The 16,742-nt window shown below is 63.1% G+C and carries 17 protein-coding genes; 14 read left to right on the forward strand and 3 right to left on the reverse strand.

Annotation, left to right across the window (positions count from 1 at the left end; genetic code table 11):
• The first annotated feature begins 437 nt into the window (after window positions 1-437).
• The 8 genes from IB230_RS19100 (at window position 438) to IB230_RS19135 (ending at window position 7,343) form a co-directional block, all read left to right on the forward strand.
• Entirely contained in the window at window positions 438-749 is a 312-nt protein-coding gene (locus IB230_RS19100) for a hypothetical protein (RefSeq protein ID WP_192274464.1), read from the forward strand.
• An 88-nt stretch (window positions 750-837) separates the two neighbouring features.
• Window positions 838-1,263 (forward strand): hypothetical protein, encoded by a 426-nt coding sequence (locus IB230_RS19105; RefSeq protein WP_192274465.1) that lies wholly within the window; start codon window positions 838-840, stop codon window positions 1,261-1,263.
• Between the two features lie 20 nt (window positions 1,264-1,283).
• Window positions 1,284-1,682 carry an Imm10 family immunity protein gene (locus IB230_RS19110; RefSeq protein ID WP_192274466.1) on the forward strand — a complete coding sequence of 133 codons (399 nt, stop codon included), beginning with the start codon at window positions 1,284-1,286 and terminating at the stop codon, window positions 1,680-1,682.
• A gap of 1,307 nt (window positions 1,683-2,989) precedes the next feature.
• Window positions 2,990-3,352, forward strand: coding sequence for a hypothetical protein (locus tag IB230_RS19115; RefSeq protein WP_192274467.1), 363 nt, complete (start codon window positions 2,990-2,992; stop codon window positions 3,350-3,352).
• A gap of 1,061 nt (window positions 3,353-4,413) precedes the next feature.
• Window positions 4,414-4,875, forward strand: coding sequence for a hypothetical protein (locus IB230_RS19120; RefSeq protein ID WP_192274468.1), 462 nt, complete (start codon window positions 4,414-4,416; stop codon window positions 4,873-4,875).
• Between the two features lie 492 nt (window positions 4,876-5,367).
• Window positions 5,368-5,919 (forward strand): hypothetical protein, encoded by a 552-nt coding sequence (locus IB230_RS19125; RefSeq protein ID WP_192274469.1) that lies wholly within the window; start codon window positions 5,368-5,370, stop codon window positions 5,917-5,919.
• A 456-nt stretch (window positions 5,920-6,375) separates the two neighbouring features.
• Window positions 6,376-6,792: an NUDIX hydrolase gene (locus IB230_RS19130; RefSeq protein ID WP_192274470.1), complete on the forward strand. Its 417-nt coding sequence runs from the start codon at window positions 6,376-6,378 to the stop codon at window positions 6,790-6,792.
• A gap of 158 nt (window positions 6,793-6,950) precedes the next feature.
• Window positions 6,951-7,343, forward strand: coding sequence for a Na+:solute symporter (locus IB230_RS19135; RefSeq protein ID WP_192274471.1), 393 nt, complete (start codon window positions 6,951-6,953; stop codon window positions 7,341-7,343).
• 6 nt (window positions 7,344-7,349) lie between these two features.
• On the opposite strand, the gene IB230_RS19140 is transcribed toward IB230_RS19135, so the two are convergent.
• Both IB230_RS19140 and acs read right to left on the reverse strand, forming a co-directional pair.
• Complete coding sequence (locus tag IB230_RS19140; RefSeq protein WP_192274472.1) at window positions 7,350-8,018, reverse strand: response regulator transcription factor; 669 nt, start codon at window positions 8,016-8,018, stop codon at window positions 7,350-7,352.
• A 118-nt stretch (window positions 8,019-8,136) separates the two neighbouring features.
• On the reverse strand, window positions 8,137-10,080 hold the full coding sequence (gene acs / locus IB230_RS19145; protein WP_192274473.1) for an acetate--CoA ligase: 1,944 nt from the start codon (window positions 10,078-10,080) through the stop codon (window positions 8,137-8,139).
• 321 nt (window positions 10,081-10,401) lie between these two features.
• Here acs and IB230_RS19150 point away from each other — a divergent pair, with 321 nt between their 5' ends.
• From IB230_RS19150 to IB230_RS19160, 3 genes are all read left to right on the forward strand, one after another.
• A complete protein-coding gene (locus IB230_RS19150) occupies window positions 10,402-11,781 on the forward strand; it encodes a DcaP family trimeric outer membrane transporter (protein WP_192274474.1) in 1,380 nt (459 codons plus the stop codon).
• Between the two features lie 11 nt (window positions 11,782-11,792).
• On the forward strand, window positions 11,793-13,457 hold the full coding sequence (locus tag IB230_RS19155; RefSeq protein WP_192274475.1) for an MFS transporter: 1,665 nt from the start codon (window positions 11,793-11,795) through the stop codon (window positions 13,455-13,457).
• A gap of 128 nt (window positions 13,458-13,585) precedes the next feature.
• Window positions 13,586-13,966, forward strand: coding sequence for a tautomerase family protein (locus tag IB230_RS19160; RefSeq protein ID WP_192274476.1), 381 nt, complete (start codon window positions 13,586-13,588; stop codon window positions 13,964-13,966).
• Window positions 13,967-13,972: 6 nt separating this feature from the next.
• On the opposite strand, the gene IB230_RS19165 is transcribed toward IB230_RS19160, so the two are convergent.
• Entirely contained in the window at window positions 13,973-14,305 is a 333-nt protein-coding gene (locus IB230_RS19165) for a hypothetical protein (protein ID WP_192274477.1), read from the reverse strand.
• Window positions 14,306-14,425: 120 nt separating this feature from the next.
• Here IB230_RS19165 and IB230_RS19170 point away from each other — a divergent pair, with 120 nt between their 5' ends.
• From IB230_RS19170 to IB230_RS19180, 3 genes are all read left to right on the forward strand, one after another.
• Entirely contained in the window at window positions 14,426-15,259 is an 834-nt protein-coding gene (locus tag IB230_RS19170; RefSeq protein ID WP_192274478.1) for an ATP-binding cassette domain-containing protein, read from the forward strand.
• On the forward strand, window positions 15,252-16,070 hold the full coding sequence (mutM, locus tag IB230_RS19175; protein ID WP_192274479.1) for a bifunctional DNA-formamidopyrimidine glycosylase/DNA-(apurinic or apyrimidinic site) lyase: 819 nt from the start codon (window positions 15,252-15,254) through the stop codon (window positions 16,068-16,070). Before IB230_RS19170 ends, mutM begins: the two co-directional genes overlap by 8 nt.
• A gap of 81 nt (window positions 16,071-16,151) precedes the next feature.
• Window positions 16,152-16,718 carry an ECF-type sigma factor gene (locus tag IB230_RS19180; protein WP_192274480.1) on the forward strand — a complete coding sequence of 189 codons (567 nt, stop codon included), beginning with the start codon at window positions 16,152-16,154 and terminating at the stop codon, window positions 16,716-16,718.
• Window positions 16,719-16,742 lie beyond the last annotated feature (24 nt).

Consider the following 16,742-nt stretch of genomic DNA (forward strand, 5'->3'; position numbering starts at 1 on the left):
ACCGTGCCGGGCTTAGGCACCTTAGTTGCCATGGCGCGTATAAGGCGCGAGCATGAGCCCTAACAATTCATTCAAGCCGAACTTGTCCGCTAGCGCGGCCAAGTCGGCTAAATTCAGGCGTTAGGTGCCATGAAACGAGACTCTCTCAGCACCAAAATCCAGAGCTCGCCATTCCAAGCCAAGCTGCTGCATGAGTGCTGGGCTTGTCATTCCGTCGGCATCAAGCCAGGTGTTTTAGATACGCAGTTGGGAGACTATGGTGTGCGGGACATGCTCTCTCGCAGATACAAGGTGCTGACACTCACCGAGCGCGGGCTCTGCGACGCTTGTGAGACCAGTCTTCCGGCTGAGCTTGCTGGCACCTAACAATTCATTCAAGCCGACGCCGCTTCGCGGCGCGGCTTAATTCAGGCGTTAGGCACCACACGAGACGATCCATGCGATTCCTGCTGCTTGCACTGATTCTTTCCTGGCACTCGTCCGCACTCGCGGCCAAGTGCCCGGTTTATCTCTATACAGATCAGCCCAATCAGGATCCGCTCGGCCTTCTGAAACTCGACCGCAACTCCGAGGAAGCCTTGCGCGGCCAAATTCCTGATGCTCCTGCGGGCAAGCTCTGCTGGTATACGCAGCCTGACGGCACCCTCGTGGCCCAGCGGCCCAATCCCAATAAGCGCTACATTTTCATTCGCTCAGATGGGCGCTGGACATTCTCTGAGGTTCAAGAGATCGTGAGCGTCACCGGTTAGGTGCACGTTAGGTGCACGCGGGTGGTGCCTAACAATTCATTCAAGCCGAACCCGCTTCGCGGGTCGGCTTAATTCAGGCGTTAGGGCCATGCTCAGATTGTTCATCGCAATCATCTTGACACCCCTGCTGCTGAAGGCGCCGTACTTCATTCCGCCATACGAGACTCACACGCTGTGGTGGCTTCGGCCTGAGTTGTTCTTTGCATATAGCGGCATGGTTCTCTTTGGCATCCCTCTGATCTTCCTTTTCATCCGCAAGCGTTGGCTCAAGTGGTGGCAGGTGACTTTGGGAGCAACTCTTGCAGCCGGCTTCTTGGTCACTGCCTATTTCCTTTTGACCAACTGGCAACATTTCCTGCAAAGCGGCCTAGGCATCACCATTTACGGGCTCCTATCAGGCGTCATATCTGGGCTTGTATTCTGGCTGGTCGCGTTCTGGCGCAATCCGCGGTTCGCAGGCCCTAACAATTCATTCAAGCCGAACTTGTCCGCTGGCGCGGCCAAGTCAGCTTAGTTCAGGCGTTAGGCACCGGAATGAGCAGCTTTGCGTTCGAAGCAAAATGCGTGGTGACGGAGCAGCCTGACGGCGAGTTTCATCTCGTTGGTTTCGCCGATCAAAAGTTCGACACTCGCTTCTACCTAATGCTCCAACGCGCCCTCGAGCATGATGAGCAGGACCGAGCTCTAGGAATGGACACCTATCACCTTGAGTGGCGTGGCCAGGGTATGTCCGGCTACGGCGGCATCTCGCGCTTCTTGCTTAGCTCAACCGGGGTTGAGGTCTCATTTGAGCCACAGGCAGTTGCGGAACTGGATGGCATGGAGCACCTATCCATTTGCTTTCAGTTGAGTCGCGACGATTTCCTGATGCTGCGAGAGGCTCTCGGCAACATATTCGTCGGCAGCGGCTGCCTGGTTGTGGCCGGTGCCTAACAGTTCATTCAAGCCGAACCCGCTTCGCGGATCGGCTTAACTCAGGCGTTAGGCCCCTGATGAAAACACTAGCGACACTGCTAATGATCCTTGGCCAAGCCGAACCCGCGCAGGCTGCCGCTTCCCCGCAGACGCCTCTGACATTGGGCGGAATCACGATTGGCCAAAGTGAGCCGTCCGTGGTTGCAAGGCTCGGGAAACCCAAGAAGCGCACGAAAGTACCGGACGTCTTTCTTCCTGTAACGCTGTCTTATCTAGGCATCGTTGTTTCTCTTGATGAGCAAGGCGTTGGCGGTGTTCTCAGTACAAGTAGAGAGTTCTGCACGCCAGCCGGCATCTGCCCTGGCATGACGTACGAGCGAGTAACGGCGGTGTACGGAAAGTCAGATCTCTATGAGCGTGATGGACACTTCTTCAGGGATTACCTTTGGGACGATGGATGCTGGCTTCGGATCAGATTTGAGTCCGATATAACAATCAGCGTGGAGACGACATGCTCACCGTGACGGGGCCCAACATTTCATTCAAGCCGAATCCGCTTCGCGGGTCGGCTTAACTCAGGCGTTAGGTCCCCTTATGAGAGCTCTTCTTCAACTAGCGGCCATAGCGATCACTCTCTGCAGCGTCGCGTGCTCGCGTCCCGCACTTTCGCAGAAGGACAGCACATGGCAAGCCCAGTGCACAACGAATGGCCTGTCCCTATCTTCGCCCGGCGATATGAACATCATGCGGAAGCTGGCGTTGGAGTGTGAGCCTATTGGCGCTTGCACCTTGGCATGCTTTCGCAGCGGCTGTGACAACGGGGTCGGGAGCAATTGCCTTCATGCTTGCCCGCCCACTGCCTCAGACTCTGCACTCGCTTCGGAGACCATGCAGTTTGTAGCGGGGTCTCACGCAATGTGTCGGCCTGGGCCTAACAATTCATTCAAGCCTACGCCGCTTCGCGGCGCGGCTTAATTCAGGCGTTAGGCGGCACTAGCGAATGTCCAAGTTCGTCAAATCAATCGCTGCAGTGATCATCGCTTACTGCCTCGCATGGCTGGTAGCGTTCTTTTCGGTAGTGGGCTTTGAGCCATCTCTAATTCCTAGTCATTTCGTAGCCGGCTGGAGCCAAAAAGGCCAAGAGCTCGCAACGTCCACTTGGCTTCTGGCTTGGCCAATTCTCATCGTCATTCTTCTGGCATACCATTTCATCAGGCGGCAGTTGTCATCTTCACGGGTACGTGCCGCCTAACAATTCATTCAAGCCGAACTTGTCCGCTGGCGCGGCCAAGTCGGCTTAATTCAGGCGTTAGAGCGCACACCACGTGTTTCGCAAACGGAACCTCTACATCCAGGTCTTCCCCGATCACTTCATGGGCCGTGTGGTCGGTGAGGACAGAAGAGCGCGGCGCGACTGTCATGCCCTAGACAACTCACGCGGGGATCCAGACTTCTCGCGGATCCGGGAAGCATTGACGCACTTGGTCAACGAGTTAGCGCCGGGCTTCTCACTACGCAAGCCCACCGCGCTGATGCACTTCATTCCAGAGCACTACCAACCGACCCAGCATCAGTTGGAGATGTTCAAACGCACCGCGGAGCGTTCCGGTATATCGTTCTGCTGGATGTCCAAGTGGGAGACGGCCAACACAGACAAGGAGCTTTCCAATGTGTTTCGTGCGCTCTAACAATTCATTCAAGCCGACGCCGCTGAGCGGCGCGGCTTAATTCAGGCGTTAGACCTGCCATGAGAACAATCTTCCATCTGATGGTTCTGTTTCTTGGCATCACGCTTGGTGCATGCGCTGCCGCCGAGCCGCCCAAGGTCTGTTCTTCTTGGCTTACTCCTACATCGACCGCGCCGCCAAAGCTTCCGCCTAGGATGCACAACGAGTTTTCTGGCAAAGCCCAGGTTTCGTTTGTCATTACCCCCACCGGTCAGGTGCAGTCACCCGCCATCGTCTCTGCGGAGTGGCATCCTATCGGCCGTAGCCGCGGCCAGCCTGTTGGATACAACGAGGCTATTCTTTCCGCTGTGACCCAATGGCGTTACCCCGCGCGAGGGAGTACGTGCCGCCATCAAGTTCCGGTAGAGGTCCAGCTCACAGACTTGTCGAGCTCTGCGGTTGGCAGATCTAACAATTCATTCAAGCCGAACCCGCTTCGCGGGTCGGCTTAACTCGGGCGTTAGGCCTCATGAGAGACGCTCTCGCAGTTTCAGATCTTTTGCTGATTGATTCGCCCGAGCCATTTCCCACTGACTTGGCAGCTGAGGCCGCCCTGCTTGATCGTGTTCAACGGGCAGCTAAACGTCTTGGACGCACGACCTCGACGGACTGGCTCGTCTCTGATCCCTCGCTTTTCCAGGACGGCGCACTCTTCACTAGGGCCGCGACTGGAGCCTCATTAGCTCCCACCGCCATTCTCTTCTCAAAGTTCGGCGGGCTAATCACTACGAGTAGGTTCGGGAGTCCTCCATACACCCACTCACCTGAGCAGATCACCACGTTCGTCCAACTACTTGAGACGGACTACCAGTTTCGCTTCGCCCCACCAACGCTTCTCAACCAAGACTACTCCGGTCAGTTTTCCCGGTATAAGGTTGGCACTTGGTTTCAGCGCTTCTTCTGTGACGTCTACTGGACTGCGGGCAAAGCTCATGAGGGTCAGCTTCGATGGCCATGAGTCCTAACAATTCATTCAAGCCGACGCCACTTCGTGGCGCGGCTTAACTCAGGCGTTAGGCCTCATGAAAAGCATCATTCTCGCCGTTGCACTTCTTTCTGGCTCAGCCGGTGATGTTGCTGTTACAGACGGAGAGCTTAGTCTAGGCGGCGTGACGCTTGGTGATCCCGAGAACAAGGTCTTGGCCGAGCTCGGTCAACCAGTACGGCAATCTGACACGGGCGAGAGCATTGCGTTCGAGTATCCGGGGCTGACCGTGCTTGTCGGTTGGCTAGAGCAGGCTGCTCCGGGCAAGTCACGCCACGTACTCCAGCTCAATGCCACGGGGCAAGATGCTTGTACCCTTGCAGGCATTTGTCCGGGCGCTCCGCTGTCAAAGGCTTTGGCGGTCTACGGCCAGCCCATCAGATCAGAGCGTGAGTCTGGTAGCTTTTGGGAGTACTACAGCAGTCAATCTTCTTGCTGGCTTCAACTTGGCGTATCTGGCGACAGAGTTGGTTCAATTGGTGCAGTGTGCCAGCCATGAGGCCTAACAATTCATTCAAGTCGATGCCGCTTCGCGGCGCGGCTTAATTCAGGCGTTAGGTGGCACATGACGATCAGTACTGTTGAGCCAGTCAACCCGATCTCTGCCAGTACCCGCACCAGAGCTGTGCGCGGGGCCGTAGCCCTTGCGACTGGCTGCCTGCTACTCCCTTTAGTCCTGCTCTTGCTGCTAGAGTTTGGCATCCCAGCCCAATCTCGCGGTTATTCCAATCCCGACTTCTGGCTTTCGCTTTTGGCGGGCAGCATTGTCGGGGCCGTTGTCGCTGCATCCTTCAAACGACGTGCGCCAGTTCTGCTGGTAGCGTCATTAGGCCCGTTGGGCGCGGCTCTCACGGTGGCTGTCTGGGCATGGTGGTCAATTTCCCAAGGCGCCACCTAACAATTCATTCAAGCCGAACCCGCTTCGCGGGCCGGCATAATTCGGGCGTTAGGCGCTGGCATAGCCATTGATCCCGAAGAGCTGCGGAATTTCATGTTGACCGTAGACGTAAGCTCGGCAGCAGCGCAGGACTACAAAGCCGATGAGTGCAGATTCTTTCTTGAACTTGCGAGAGCACAGACTGATAGATCAAGGTTTAGATGGCTAGTAAGCGCGTTCCTAAGTGCGGCCTACAGCTTTTTTGATCAGGCTGCTTACTGGGCTTGCATTTCGCAAGTCGATGAAAGCACTGGAGAGGATACTGCGGATGAGATTCTTCTATCCGCAGTTCGTGAACACATCGATGTTACCCAGAACAAGAAGTACGCGTCTTACGTCAAGACAACGGCTTCCAGGGGAGTTCTGCAACAACTCTATGAGATCAGGCAACAGAATACCCACCGATCTTCTCTCTCAATTATGTGCGCGGGAGAGTCGTTGCCCGACGATTTCCACTTGGGCTGGGAGTTAGGAAAGGGGCTGCCGCTACTGGAGTTTTGTGATGAGGTTATGACTGAGATTGAACAACTTCGATTCAAGCGGGAGGCCTGTGAGGCAGAAGCCTGGCCACCACCACGCTCGGACAGCTTGCCGGACGACGCCTGAGCGTGCTCAAGTAGGCGCCTAACAGTTCATTCAAGCCGAGGCCTCTTCGCGGCGCGGCTGAATTCAGACATCAGGCCGCCAGTGAGATCAATGCGAGTACTTCTAGCCACGCTGCTGCTCCTGCCCTGGCCACCTCTTCTGGCCGCTGAGTTCGATACTGAGCCGCTGAGAAAGATTCAAGCGGATGTTGGCCCAACCTGCACCGTTGAGCCGATCAAATCCACCCTTTCGCTCGTCGGAAACAACGGTGTTCGAGTAGAGCGATGGGTGGTGAAGACCTGCAATGGTCTAGCCAACTACGAGGTGTCGTACTATCCGCCGCAGTTTTTTCCTGGTCGCACCAGCCCCTATACGGTCCGTCGCATTGAGCAGTAGCACGCGACCCAACAATCCATTCAAGCCGAACCCGCTTCGCGGGCCACCTTTAACGACATCTCGTCACAAAGAACTTCCGCGATGAGCCCAGAACAGATACGTGTTGGCGTTGGCGCAATCGTCATGCGCGATGGGCTGGTGTTGCTTGGGCAGAGGATCGGCTCGCACGGCGCCGACACGTGGGCGCTTCCTGGGGGTCATCTCGAGTTCGGTGAGAGCGCTGCAGCGTGTGCCGCACGCGAAGTCCGCGAAGAGACCGGGCTGGAGATCACGAACGCCGTCGCCGCTCCCTACACGAGTGACGTATTCGCCCAGGAGGGCAAGCATTACGTCACCTTGTTTGTCGTTGCCCAAAGCGACGCCGGTGATCCGATGCCGTGCGAGCCAGCCAAGTGTGCCGGTTGGCAATGGTTCCGCTGGGCGGAGTTGCCACATCCCTTGTTCCAGCCTCTTGCCACGCTTCGTGCGACCGGGTTCGTGCCGGACGGAGCAGTCTGACAAGGCTTCGAAGCCGATCTCGGCTCATGGGTCGGCCTGCCTGAGACGCAGGATGGATGGCACGCGGCTTCATCCTAGCGCACGTGAACACGTCGTCTTTGCATGACGTTCCGCATGATCGGGCGTCAGACCATCGGCATCTTCACCGGAGATCGTGCATGGAAATCCCGCGCAGGCAGGCCCTCATCGCCGGAGCCGCCGCCATCGCATGCATCATCGCGCTTCAGGCGTTCAACAGCGTAGCCTGCTACGAGCACACGCTGCTGACGTTTCTGCTGGTGCTGGGCGTGTTCGTGCTGGCGCCCCTGCTGCCGGCGATCGTTTCGCTGTTCACCGCCAATCCGCTACGGGCGGTCGGGGCCTGCCTGCTGTTCGCACCCTGGCTGGTGTTCGCCTATTACGTCGACTGCGTGCGGCCTTACCAAGGCGGCGGGGCGTCGATGATCTACGTGGCGGTGCTGCTGTGGGGCACGCCGTGCGCCATTGTCGGCGCCTTGCTGACGGGACCGGTGATGCGGCTGTTCGGACTGTCGGTGGCGCCGCGCCGGTAGCCGGCCCTACTCCCCCTCTTCCGGCGGCAGGATGATGCCGTCGGGATCCACCGCCAGGCGACCGGCGGCGAGCACGGCCTGGGTGCGGTTGGTGACGTGCAGCTTGCGCAGGATGGCGGTGACGTGGGCCTTGATGGTCGCTTCGGACACGCCCAGGTCGTAGGCGATCTGCTTGTTGAGGCGGCCGGCGCCGAGCATCTGCAGCACCTTGAACTGCTGCGGGGTGAGATCGCGCAGGCGCTGCGCGGTTTCCTGCTCGTCGCGGCTGGTGGCCGGCGCGTTGTGCGCTTCGTCGGGCACCCAGCGCTCGCCGTCGAGCACCGCGCCGATGGCCTGGCCGATGGTGTCCGAGTCGGCGGACTTGGGAATGAAACCGAGCGCACCGTGGTCCAGCGCACGGCGCATCACCGCCGGCTCCTCGCGCGCCGACACGATGACCACCGGCAGCTGCGGATGCAGCGCGCGCAGGTGCACCAGCGCGTTGAAGCCGTGCGCGCCGGGCATGTTGAGGTCCATCAGCAGCAGGTCGGCGTCGGGATGCGCGTCGACCAGCACGTACAGCGCATCGACGCTGTCGGCTTCGTGCAGCTTCACCCCCGGCATGACCCTTTGCACGGCGCCGCGCAGCGCCTCGCGGAACAGCGGGTGGTCGTCGGCGATCAGTAGGGTGGGCATGGCGTTGCGGTCCATCGTGGGGGAAGGGTAATCCGTAGGGGTCGTGCTGCACAGGTGCGGGCATCATCCGCCCGCACCGTGCCTGGTCCTCCGCCTCCCCGCGAAGGACCCGTGGTGCTTACTTGACCTTGCGCTCGGCGACCAGCGATTCCACCACCGACGGGTCCGCCAGCGTGGAGGTGTCGCCGAGCTGTTCGGGCGCGTTCTCGGCGATCTTGCGCAGGATGCGGCGCATGATCTTGCCCGAGCGCGTCTTCGGCAGGCCGGGCGCCCACTGCAGGTGGTCGGGCGTGGCGATGGGGCCGATCTCCTTGCGCACCCACGCCACCAGTTCCTTCAGCAGCTCGTCGCTCTGCGCTTCACCGGCCTTGAGGGTGACGTAGGCGTAGATGCCTTGGCCCTTGATGTCGTGCGGGAAGCCGACCACGGCCGCCTCGGCCACCTTGGGATGCGCGACCAGCGCGCTTTCCACTTCGGCGGTGCCGATGCGGTGGCCCGAGACGTTGATGACGTCGTCGACGCGGCCGGTGATCCAGTAGTAGCCGTCCTCGTCGCGACGGCAGCCGTCGCCGGTGAAGTAGGTGCCGGGATACGTGCGGAAGTAAGTGTCGATGAAGCGCTGGTGGTCGCCGTACACGGTGCGCATCTGGCCCGGCCACGAATCCAGCAGCACCAGGTTGCCTTCGGTGGCGCCGTCGAGCTGTTCGCCGTTGGCATCCACCAGTGCCGGCTTCACGCCGAAGAACGGCAGCGTAGCCGAGCCGGGCTTGAGGTCAATGGCGCCGGCCAACGGGGTGATGAGGATGCCGCCGGTCTCGGTCTGCCACCAGGTGTCGACGATCGGGCAGCGCGCGTCGCCGACCACGTCGTAGTACCAGCGCCAGGCTTCCGGATTGATCGGTTCGCCGACGCTGCCGAGCAGGCGCAGCGAGGCGCGCGAGGTCTTCTTCACCGGCGCCTCGCCTTCGCGCATCAGTGCACGGATGGCGGTGGGCGCAGTGTAGAAGATGGTGACCTTGTGCTTGTCGATCACTTCCCAGAAGCGCGACACGTTCGGGTAGTTGGGCACGCCCTCGAACATCACCGCGGTGGCGCCGTTGGCCAGCGGACCGTAGACGATGTAGCTGTGGCCGGTGACCCAGCCCACGTCGGCGGTGCACCAGTAGATGTCATCCTCGCGCAGGTCGAACACGGCTTCGTGCGTGTACGCCGCGTACAGCAGGTAGCCGCCGGTGGTGTGCAGCACGCCCTTCGGCTTGCCGGTCGAGCCGGAGGTGTAGAGGATGAAGAGCGGGTCCTCGGCGTTCATGCGCTCGGGCTCGCACTCGGCCGGCTGCGCATCGACCACGGCGTCGAACCAGCGGTCGCGCGGCATCTGCATGTCGACGGCGCCGCCGGTATGGCGGACGACCAGCACGGTTTCGACGGAATTCGTCCCCGGCAGCTTCAGCGCCGCGTCGACGTTCGCCTTCAGCGGCACCTTCTTGCCGCCGCGCAGGCCTTCGTCGGCGGTGATGATCAGCTTGCTGGCGCAGTCGGCCACGCGGTCGGCGATGGAGTTGGGCGCGAAGCCGCCGAACACCACCGAGTGGATGGCGCCGATGCGCGCGCAGGCCAGCATGGCCACGGCGGCGTCCGGGATCATCGGCAGGTAGATGGTGACGCGGTCGCCCTTCTGCACGCCCAGCGCACGCAGCGCATTGGCCAGCTTGCAGGTGCGCTCGTACAGCTCGCGATAGGTGACGCCGTAGGACGGCGTATCGGGACCGTCCGGTTCGAACAGCAGGGCGACCTTGTCGCCGCGTTCGGCGAGCTGGCGGTCCAGGCAGTTGACGCTGGCATTGAGCTCGCCGTCGGCGAACCAGCGGATGCGGAAGTCGTCGAGGGCGTAGTTGACGTCCTTGATCTGCGTGGGCTTCTTGAACCAGTCCAGCCGCTCCGCCGCCTTGCCCCAGAACGCCTCCGGGTCGGTGATCGACGCCTGGTAGTCACGCTGGTACTGCTCGCGCGTGATGCGTGTCTTGGCGGCGAATTCCGGCTTGACCGGATACAGGTCAGTCATGAGGTCCTCCCGGGACGTTCAAGTAAGGCGTCGATTCTGAAGCAAGAAGGGCGGAAGGCGCGCGTCCGCAAGGACGGTGTCGGCGCATCCGGGGGATCGAGTTTGACGCATACCGGCGTGCGGCATTGCAGCATCCGGCTTAGACAATGGTCTTAAAGCACGCGGGTCGCCGAGTGCGACAGAACGCCGCACCCCTGTTTTTGTAGGGGTTTGCTTTTGCTGCACTGCCGTTACGACTAATGGCGAATAGGCGCTGCCGGTACGCAGGCGCAAGTCTCCTCCCAGCCGCGCAACGCGGCCATCAACCTTTCGGGAGGGGTTATGACCCAACGTTCCGCATTCGCGCGACGGCCATTGGCTGCCGCGCTGTTCGTCGCCTTGATCGCGCCGGGGATGGCGTTCGCACAGACCGCCAAGGAGAAGGCGCTGGAGGCCCGCGTCGCCGACCTGGAGCGGCAGGTGCAGCTGCTGCTGTCGTCGCAGCAGCAACAGCAGACCCAGATCACCACCACGCAGGAGCAGGTGACGCAGGTGCAGGCCGCACAGGCGGCCAAGCCCGCCGCACCGGCCGCCAAGCAGCCGATCCAGAACTCCACCATCCTGACCGCCTCCAATCCGGGGAGCACGTTCTCCTACGGCGGCTTCATCAAGATGGACGCGATGGTCACCGACACCAGCGATGGCCGCATCGCCGACGGTTCATCGGGCCGCCTGTTCTACGTGCCCAGCACCATCCCGGTCGGTGGCCCGACCGCCGACGGCGGCGATCCCTATGCCGACTTCCACGCGCAGTTCTCGCGCTTCTGGCTGAGCGCGGACCACGTGACCGAAGGCGGCGACAAGCTCAAGGGCTTCGTCGAGATGGACTTCTTCGGCGGCGGCAGCAACGCGCTGGCCGGCAACGAGACCGCGACGAACACCTACGCCGTCACGCTGCGCCATGCGTATGTCAGCTGGAACAACTGGCTGGCCGGCCAGACCTGGTCCAACTTCATGGACGCGGCGGCACTGCCGGATGCCGTGGACTTCGTCGGTCCCACCGACGGCACGATCTTCGTGCGCCAGGCGCAGTTGCGCTACACCAAGGGTCCGTGGTCGTTCTCGATCGAGAACCCGCAGACCACCGTCACCCCGTACCTCACCGGCGCCCGCTTCAACAGCGGGGACAACGCCGCGCCGGACGTCACCGCGCGCTGGCTGACCAAGGGCGACTGGGGTCACTTCACCGTGGCCGGCATGGTGCGCCAGTTCAAGCTGCTGGACGAAACCGACACCGGCGCCTCCGTCAGCGTGTCGGGCAAGTTCAACCTGGGCAAGAACGACGACATCCGCTATGCGGTGAACGCCGGCCAGGGCATCGGCCGCTATCTCGCCTTCGGCGTGGGCAGCGACGTGGTGACCGAAGCCAACGGCGACATCAACGCGCTGGACGGCTACGGCGGCTTCGTCGCCTGGCGCCACGTCTTCAGCCCGAAGGTGCGCACCAACCTGATGTACTCCGCCTCGCACTTCGACAACGACACCGCGCTCACGGGCTGGGGAGTGACCGAGCGCACGCAGTCCATGCATGCCAACGTGATCTATTCGCCGTTCCCGAAACTGGACATCGGCGCAGAGCTCATCTACGGGCAGCGTTCGCTTGAGGACGACCGCGAGGGCGACCTGAAGCGTCTGCACACCTCCGTCAAATACACATTCTGAGGGGAATCCACATGAGTTCCACGTCTGCGCAGCATTCGTCGAAGGGCGAGCTGACGAAGGGCCACAAGAAGGTCATCTTCGCCTCCAGCCTCGGCACCGTCTTCGAGTGGTACGACTTCTATCTTTACGGTTCGCTGGCGGCCATCATCGCCAAGCAGTTCTTCAGCGGCGTCAACCCGACCACGGGCATGATCTTCGCGCTGCTGGCGTTCGCGGCGGGCTTCTTCGTGCGTCCGTTCGGCGCGGCCTTCTTCGGCAGCCTCGGCGACCGCATCGGCCGCAAGTACACGTTCCTGGTCACCATCCTGATCATGGGCATCTCGACCTTCCTGGTCGGCGTGCTGCCCAACTACGAAACGATCGGCATGGCGGCGCCCGTCATCCTCATCGTGCTGCGCCTGTTGCAGGGTCTGGCGATGGGCGGCGAGTACGGCGGCGCGGCGACCTATGTGGCCGAGCACGCACCGGACGGCAAGCGCGGCCTGTACACCGCCTTCATCCAGACCACCGCGACGCTGGGCCTGTTCCTGTCGCTGCTGGTGATCCTGGCGTGCCGCCTGTCGCTGGGCACGGAGGCGTTCGAGGCCTGGGGCTGGCGCATTCCGTTCCTGGGTTCGATCGTGCTGCTGGGTATTTCGGTGTGGATCCGCATGCAGTTGAGCGAGTCCCCGCTGTTCCAGCAGATGAAGGCCGAGGGCAAGGGTTCGAAGACGCCGTTCCGCGACTCGATGAAGGGCGGCAACCTGAAGCTGATGCTGCTGGTGCTGTTCGGCGCCACCGCCGGCCAGGCCGTGGTGTGGTACGCCGGCCAGTTCTACGCCCTGTTCTACCTGCAGAGCATCCTGAAGGTCGACTCCACCGTCGCCTACCTGCTGATCGCCGCCGCGCTGTTCCTGGCCACACCGTTCTTCCTGTTCTTCGGCTGGCTGTCGGACCGCATCGGTCGCAAGAAGATCATCATGGCCGGCTGCCTGCTGGCCGCGCTGACCTACTTCCCGATCTTCAAGGGCATCACCCACTACGCCAACCCGGGCGTGGAAGAAGCCAGCCGCACGTCGCCGGCCGTCGTGGTCGCCGACAAGAACACCTGCTCGTTCCAGTTCGACCCGATCCCGGGCACGCGCAAGTTCACCAGCTCGTGCGACCAGGCCACCGCGGCGCTGGCGCGCGCTGGCGTGCCGTACAGCGTGCAGGACGCAGCGGTCGGTTCGCTGGCGCAGGTGAACGTGGGTACCACCTCGGTGCCGTCGTTCGAAGCCGCCGGCCTGTCCGGCGACGACGTGAAGGCCAAGACCGCCGCGTTCGGCGGTGAGCTGAAGAAGGCGCTGGGTGCCGCCGGTTATCCGGAGAAGGCGGACACGGATCGCATCAACGTGCCGATGACGATCTTCCTGCTGTGGATCCTGGTGATCTACGTGACCATGGTGTACGGCCCGATCGCCGCCTACCTGGTCGAGCTGTTCCCGACGCAGATCCGCTACACCTCGATGTCGCTGCCGTACCACATCGGTAACGGCTGGTTCGGCGGCTTCCTGCCGGCGATTTCCTTCGCGCTGGTCGCGGCCACGGGCAACCTGTACTACGGCCTGTGGTACCCGATCGGCATCGCGGTGATGACGCTGATCATCGGCACGCTGTTCCTGCGTGAGACCAAGGACGTCGACATCACCAAGTAACAAGGTCCTCCCCCGCCGGCCCCTCCCAGGGCCGGCAACCTCGACGCCGGCCCTCGTGGCCGGCGTTTTCTTTTTTGCGTCACGGCGGCCAGCTAAGCTGGCCGTTCTTTTTCCACGGGAGCGCCACCATGCCGCTGGTCACCCTCACCGTCCGCGCACCGAAGGACGATGCCTTCAAGTCGTCGATCCTCGATGCCGTGCATGGCGCGCTGGTCGCGTCCGGCGTACCGGCCACCGACCGCTTCCAGCGCGTGCTGGAGCTGTCGGCGGAAGACTTCCGTTTCGACCCGTCCTATCCGGACGTCACCGGTGCGCGCGACGACGACTTCGCCCTGATCGAGATCCTGTGGTCTGTCGGCCGCAGCGTGAAGGTCAAGAAGGCGCTGCTGGCCGACCTGATGCAGCGACTGACGGCCGCCGGTCGGAATCCGGAGAACGTCATGGTCTGCTTCAAGGAAACCACGTGGGAGAACTGGGCGTTCGCGGGTGGACGACTGATCCACACGTGACGGGCGTCAGCGCGGCGGTGCCGCCAGTTCCTTTTCGCTGAGGAAGCCGTCGCCGTTCGCGTCCTGGCGCTTGAAGCGATCCGCCAACTGCGCGAGATGCGCCTCTCGGGTGATCGGCTTGCCGCGACCGCCCGGCAGCTCGTCGACCGACAGCACGCCGTCGCGGTTGCGATCCATGCCGTCGAAGGCGTAGCTCATCCAGGCCTGGTATTCGGCTAGGCTGACACGGCCGTCGCGATCGGTGTCCATGCGCGCCAGATACTCGCCGGTGGCGGTGACCTGGGCCGAGGCCGGCAGTGGCAGGCAGGCGAGAACGAACGGGAGCAGGCAGCGGCGCATGCCCGCATTGTAGGCCGCGACGTCATCGATGCCGTGATGCGGTCGGTCCCGGTGCGGCACGGTCCTCGGCGGGCCTGCGGATTCAGGTACGCTGCCCGGGCACCAACCCTCCCCGCACCGATGAACCTGCCCGTCTCCCCTGCTGCGGCCGCGTCCGCCGCGCCCCTGTTCGAACTGGACCGCGCCACCGTCGTGCGCGGCGCGACCCGCGTGCTTCACAACCTGTCGCTGACCATCCCGCTCGGCCAGCACACGGCGATCCTCGGGCCGAACGGCGGCGGCAAGTCGACCTTCATCAAGCTGATCAACCGCGAGCTGTATCCGCTGGCCCGCGAGGGCGAGGCGCCGGTGAAGGTGTTCGGCCTGCGCCGCTGGAACGTCAACGAGCTGCGCAACCGCCTGGGCGTGGTGACCAGCGACCTGACCCGCGACCTGCAACAGATGCCGTACCTCCGCGTCGAAGATGCGGTGGTCACCGGCTTCTTCTCCAGCTTCGTGGTGCCGCCGCATCGGCAGATCGATGCCGACATGCGCACGCGGGCACGCAACGCGCTGGAGCAGGTGCGGGCGTCCGCATTGGCCGATCGCCACGTCGCCGAACTGTCCACCGGCGAGATGCGGCGCGTGCTGATCGCCCGTGCGCTGGTGCACGAACCGGAAGCCCTGCTGCTGGACGAGCCCACGGCCGGACTGGATCTGGTGGCGCGGCAGCATTTCCTGGGCCTGATGCGGCTGCTGGCTCAGCGCGGCATCACCCTGGTGCTGGTGACGCACCACATCGAGGAGATCATTCCCGAGATCGACCGCGTGCTGCTGCTGCGCGACGGCGCGGTCTACGCCGACGGCGACCGCGCGGCCACGCTGACCGACGCGCACCTGAGCCACGCATTCGGTGGGCCGGTACGCGTGCGCTGCGAGGACGGTTTCTACAGTGCGGTGCCCGGCCATGCCTGAGTTGCCCGAAGTCGAGACCACGCGCCGCGGTCTGGCGCCGCACGTGGAAGGCCGCCGCATCCAGGCCGTGACGCTGCGCCGCCCCGACCTGCGCTGGCCGATCCCGCCGGAGATCACGCACGACCTGCCCGGCCAGCGCATCGATGCTGTCCGCCGGCGTGCCAAGTACCTGCTGGTGGATACGGCCGCCGGCAGCGCCCTGCTGCACCTGGGCATGTCGGGCAGCCTGCGCGTGCTGCCTGCCGACACGCCGGTGACGGCGCACGACCACGTGGACATCGCGCTGCAGGGCAAGGAACAGCGCGTGCTGCGCTTCAACGACCCGCGCCGGTTCGGCTGCCTGCTGTGGCAACCGGTCGGCGAGGTCCATCCGCTGCTGCAGGGCCTGGGACCGGAGCCGTTGTCGGACGACTTCGACGGCGACTACCTGTTCGACCTGAGCCGCGGCCGCAAGGCGCCGGTGAAGACCTTCCTGATGGACCAGGCGGTGGTGGTGGGCGTGGGCAACATCTATGCCGCCGAGAGCCTGTTCCGCGCCGGCATCTCGCCCCTGCGCGCGGCCGGCAAGGTCTCCCGGGACCGGTACGTGGCGCTGGCGGCGGCCGTGAAGGACATCCTGGCCCATGCGATCACCCGCGGCGGCACCACGCTGCGGGACTTCCTGAGCCCGGACGGGGCACCCGGCTACTTCGAGCAGGAACTGTCCGCCTACGGCCGTGGCGGCGAACCGTGTCCCCGCTGTGGACGGCCGATGAAGCAGGCCAGCATCGGCCAGCGCGCCACGGTCTGGTGCGGCTACTGCCAGCGCTGACCCGCTGAAGGACCCGGCTTCAATCACGTCATGTGAGGTAAATGACGTTATATTCCCGCCCTTGGCACGTGGGGAAGACGGATGGCCGACGCACCTGACATCACCTTGTGGCTGGATTCGGCCCGTGGCGGCGACCGCGCCGCGCTGGACCGCGTGCTGGCCACGCTGTACCAGGAACTGCACACCATGGCGCGCCGCCAGCTGTCCGGCCAGCACGGCTACACGCTGGACGCCACCGCGCTGGTGCACGAGTCCTACCTGAAGCTGCTCGGCTCCACCGGCACGGCCAAGTTCGAGGACCGCGCCCACTTCTTCGCCTATGCCGCCTCGTCGATGCGCAGCGTGGTGGTGGACTACGCCCGCAGCCGCCTGGCGCGCAAGCGCGGCGGCGACCTCAAGCGTGTCGCCGACATCCCCGAGGAGGTCGAAGGCAACCTTCGCCTGGACGAGGACATGCTGGCGCTGAACGACGCGCTGGAGAAGCTGGCCGCCGCCGACGAGCGCCTGGCCCAGGTGGTCGAGATGCGCTATTTCGCCGGCCTGTCGGAACTGGAGATCGCCGAACTGCTGCAGCGCTCGGAGCGCAGCATCCGCCGCGACTGGCAGAAGGCCCGCCTGTTCCTGCTGTCTGCGATGCAGGACAGCTGACCCCAGGCCAGCCGCACCGCGCCG

The sequence above is a fragment of the Pseudoxanthomonas sp. PXM01 genome (genome assembly GCF_014851815.1).
GTDB lineage: Bacteria > Pseudomonadota > Gammaproteobacteria > Xanthomonadales > Xanthomonadaceae > Pseudoxanthomonas_A.

Excerpts from the sequence above, each read along its gene's own strand:
- IB230_RS19125 (WP_192274469.1), top strand. The coding sequence starts at position 5,368 with ATGTTGACCGTAGACGTAAGCTCGGCAGCAGCGCAGGACTACAAAGCC.
- IB230_RS19130 (WP_192274470.1), top strand. The coding sequence starts at position 6,376 with ATGAGCCCAGAACAGATACGTGTTGGCGTTGGCGCAATCGTCATGCGC.
- IB230_RS19100 (WP_192274464.1), top strand. The coding sequence starts at position 438 with ATGCGATTCCTGCTGCTTGCACTGATTCTTTCCTGGCACTCGTCCGCA.
- IB230_RS19180 (WP_192274480.1), top strand. The coding sequence starts at position 16,152 with ATGGCCGACGCACCTGACATCACCTTGTGGCTGGATTCGGCCCGTGGC.
- IB230_RS19150 (WP_192274474.1), top strand. The coding sequence starts at position 10,402 with ATGACCCAACGTTCCGCATTCGCGCGACGGCCATTGGCTGCCGCGCTG.
- IB230_RS19105 (WP_192274465.1), top strand. The coding sequence starts at position 838 with ATGCTCAGATTGTTCATCGCAATCATCTTGACACCCCTGCTGCTGAAG.
- IB230_RS19160 (WP_192274476.1), top strand. The coding sequence starts at position 13,586 with ATGCCGCTGGTCACCCTCACCGTCCGCGCACCGAAGGACGATGCCTTC.
- IB230_RS19170 (WP_192274478.1), top strand. The coding sequence starts at position 14,426 with ATGAACCTGCCCGTCTCCCCTGCTGCGGCCGCGTCCGCCGCGCCCCTG.
- IB230_RS19165 (WP_192274477.1), bottom strand. The coding sequence starts at position 14,305 with ATGCGCCGCTGCCTGCTCCCGTTCGTTCTCGCCTGCCTGCCACTGCCG.
- mutM (WP_192274479.1), top strand. The coding sequence starts at position 15,252 with ATGCCTGAGTTGCCCGAAGTCGAGACCACGCGCCGCGGTCTGGCGCCG.
- acs (WP_192274473.1), bottom strand. The coding sequence starts at position 10,080 with ATGACTGACCTGTATCCGGTCAAGCCGGAATTCGCCGCCAAGACACGC.
- IB230_RS19140 (WP_192274472.1), bottom strand. The coding sequence starts at position 8,018 with ATGCCCACCCTACTGATCGCCGACGACCACCCGCTGTTCCGCGAGGCG.
- IB230_RS19135 (WP_192274471.1), top strand. The coding sequence starts at position 6,951 with ATGGAAATCCCGCGCAGGCAGGCCCTCATCGCCGGAGCCGCCGCCATC.
- IB230_RS19120 (WP_192274468.1), top strand. The coding sequence starts at position 4,414 with ATGAAAAGCATCATTCTCGCCGTTGCACTTCTTTCTGGCTCAGCCGGT.
- IB230_RS19155 (WP_192274475.1), top strand. The coding sequence starts at position 11,793 with ATGAGTTCCACGTCTGCGCAGCATTCGTCGAAGGGCGAGCTGACGAAG.
- IB230_RS19110 (WP_192274466.1), top strand. The coding sequence starts at position 1,284 with ATGAGCAGCTTTGCGTTCGAAGCAAAATGCGTGGTGACGGAGCAGCCT.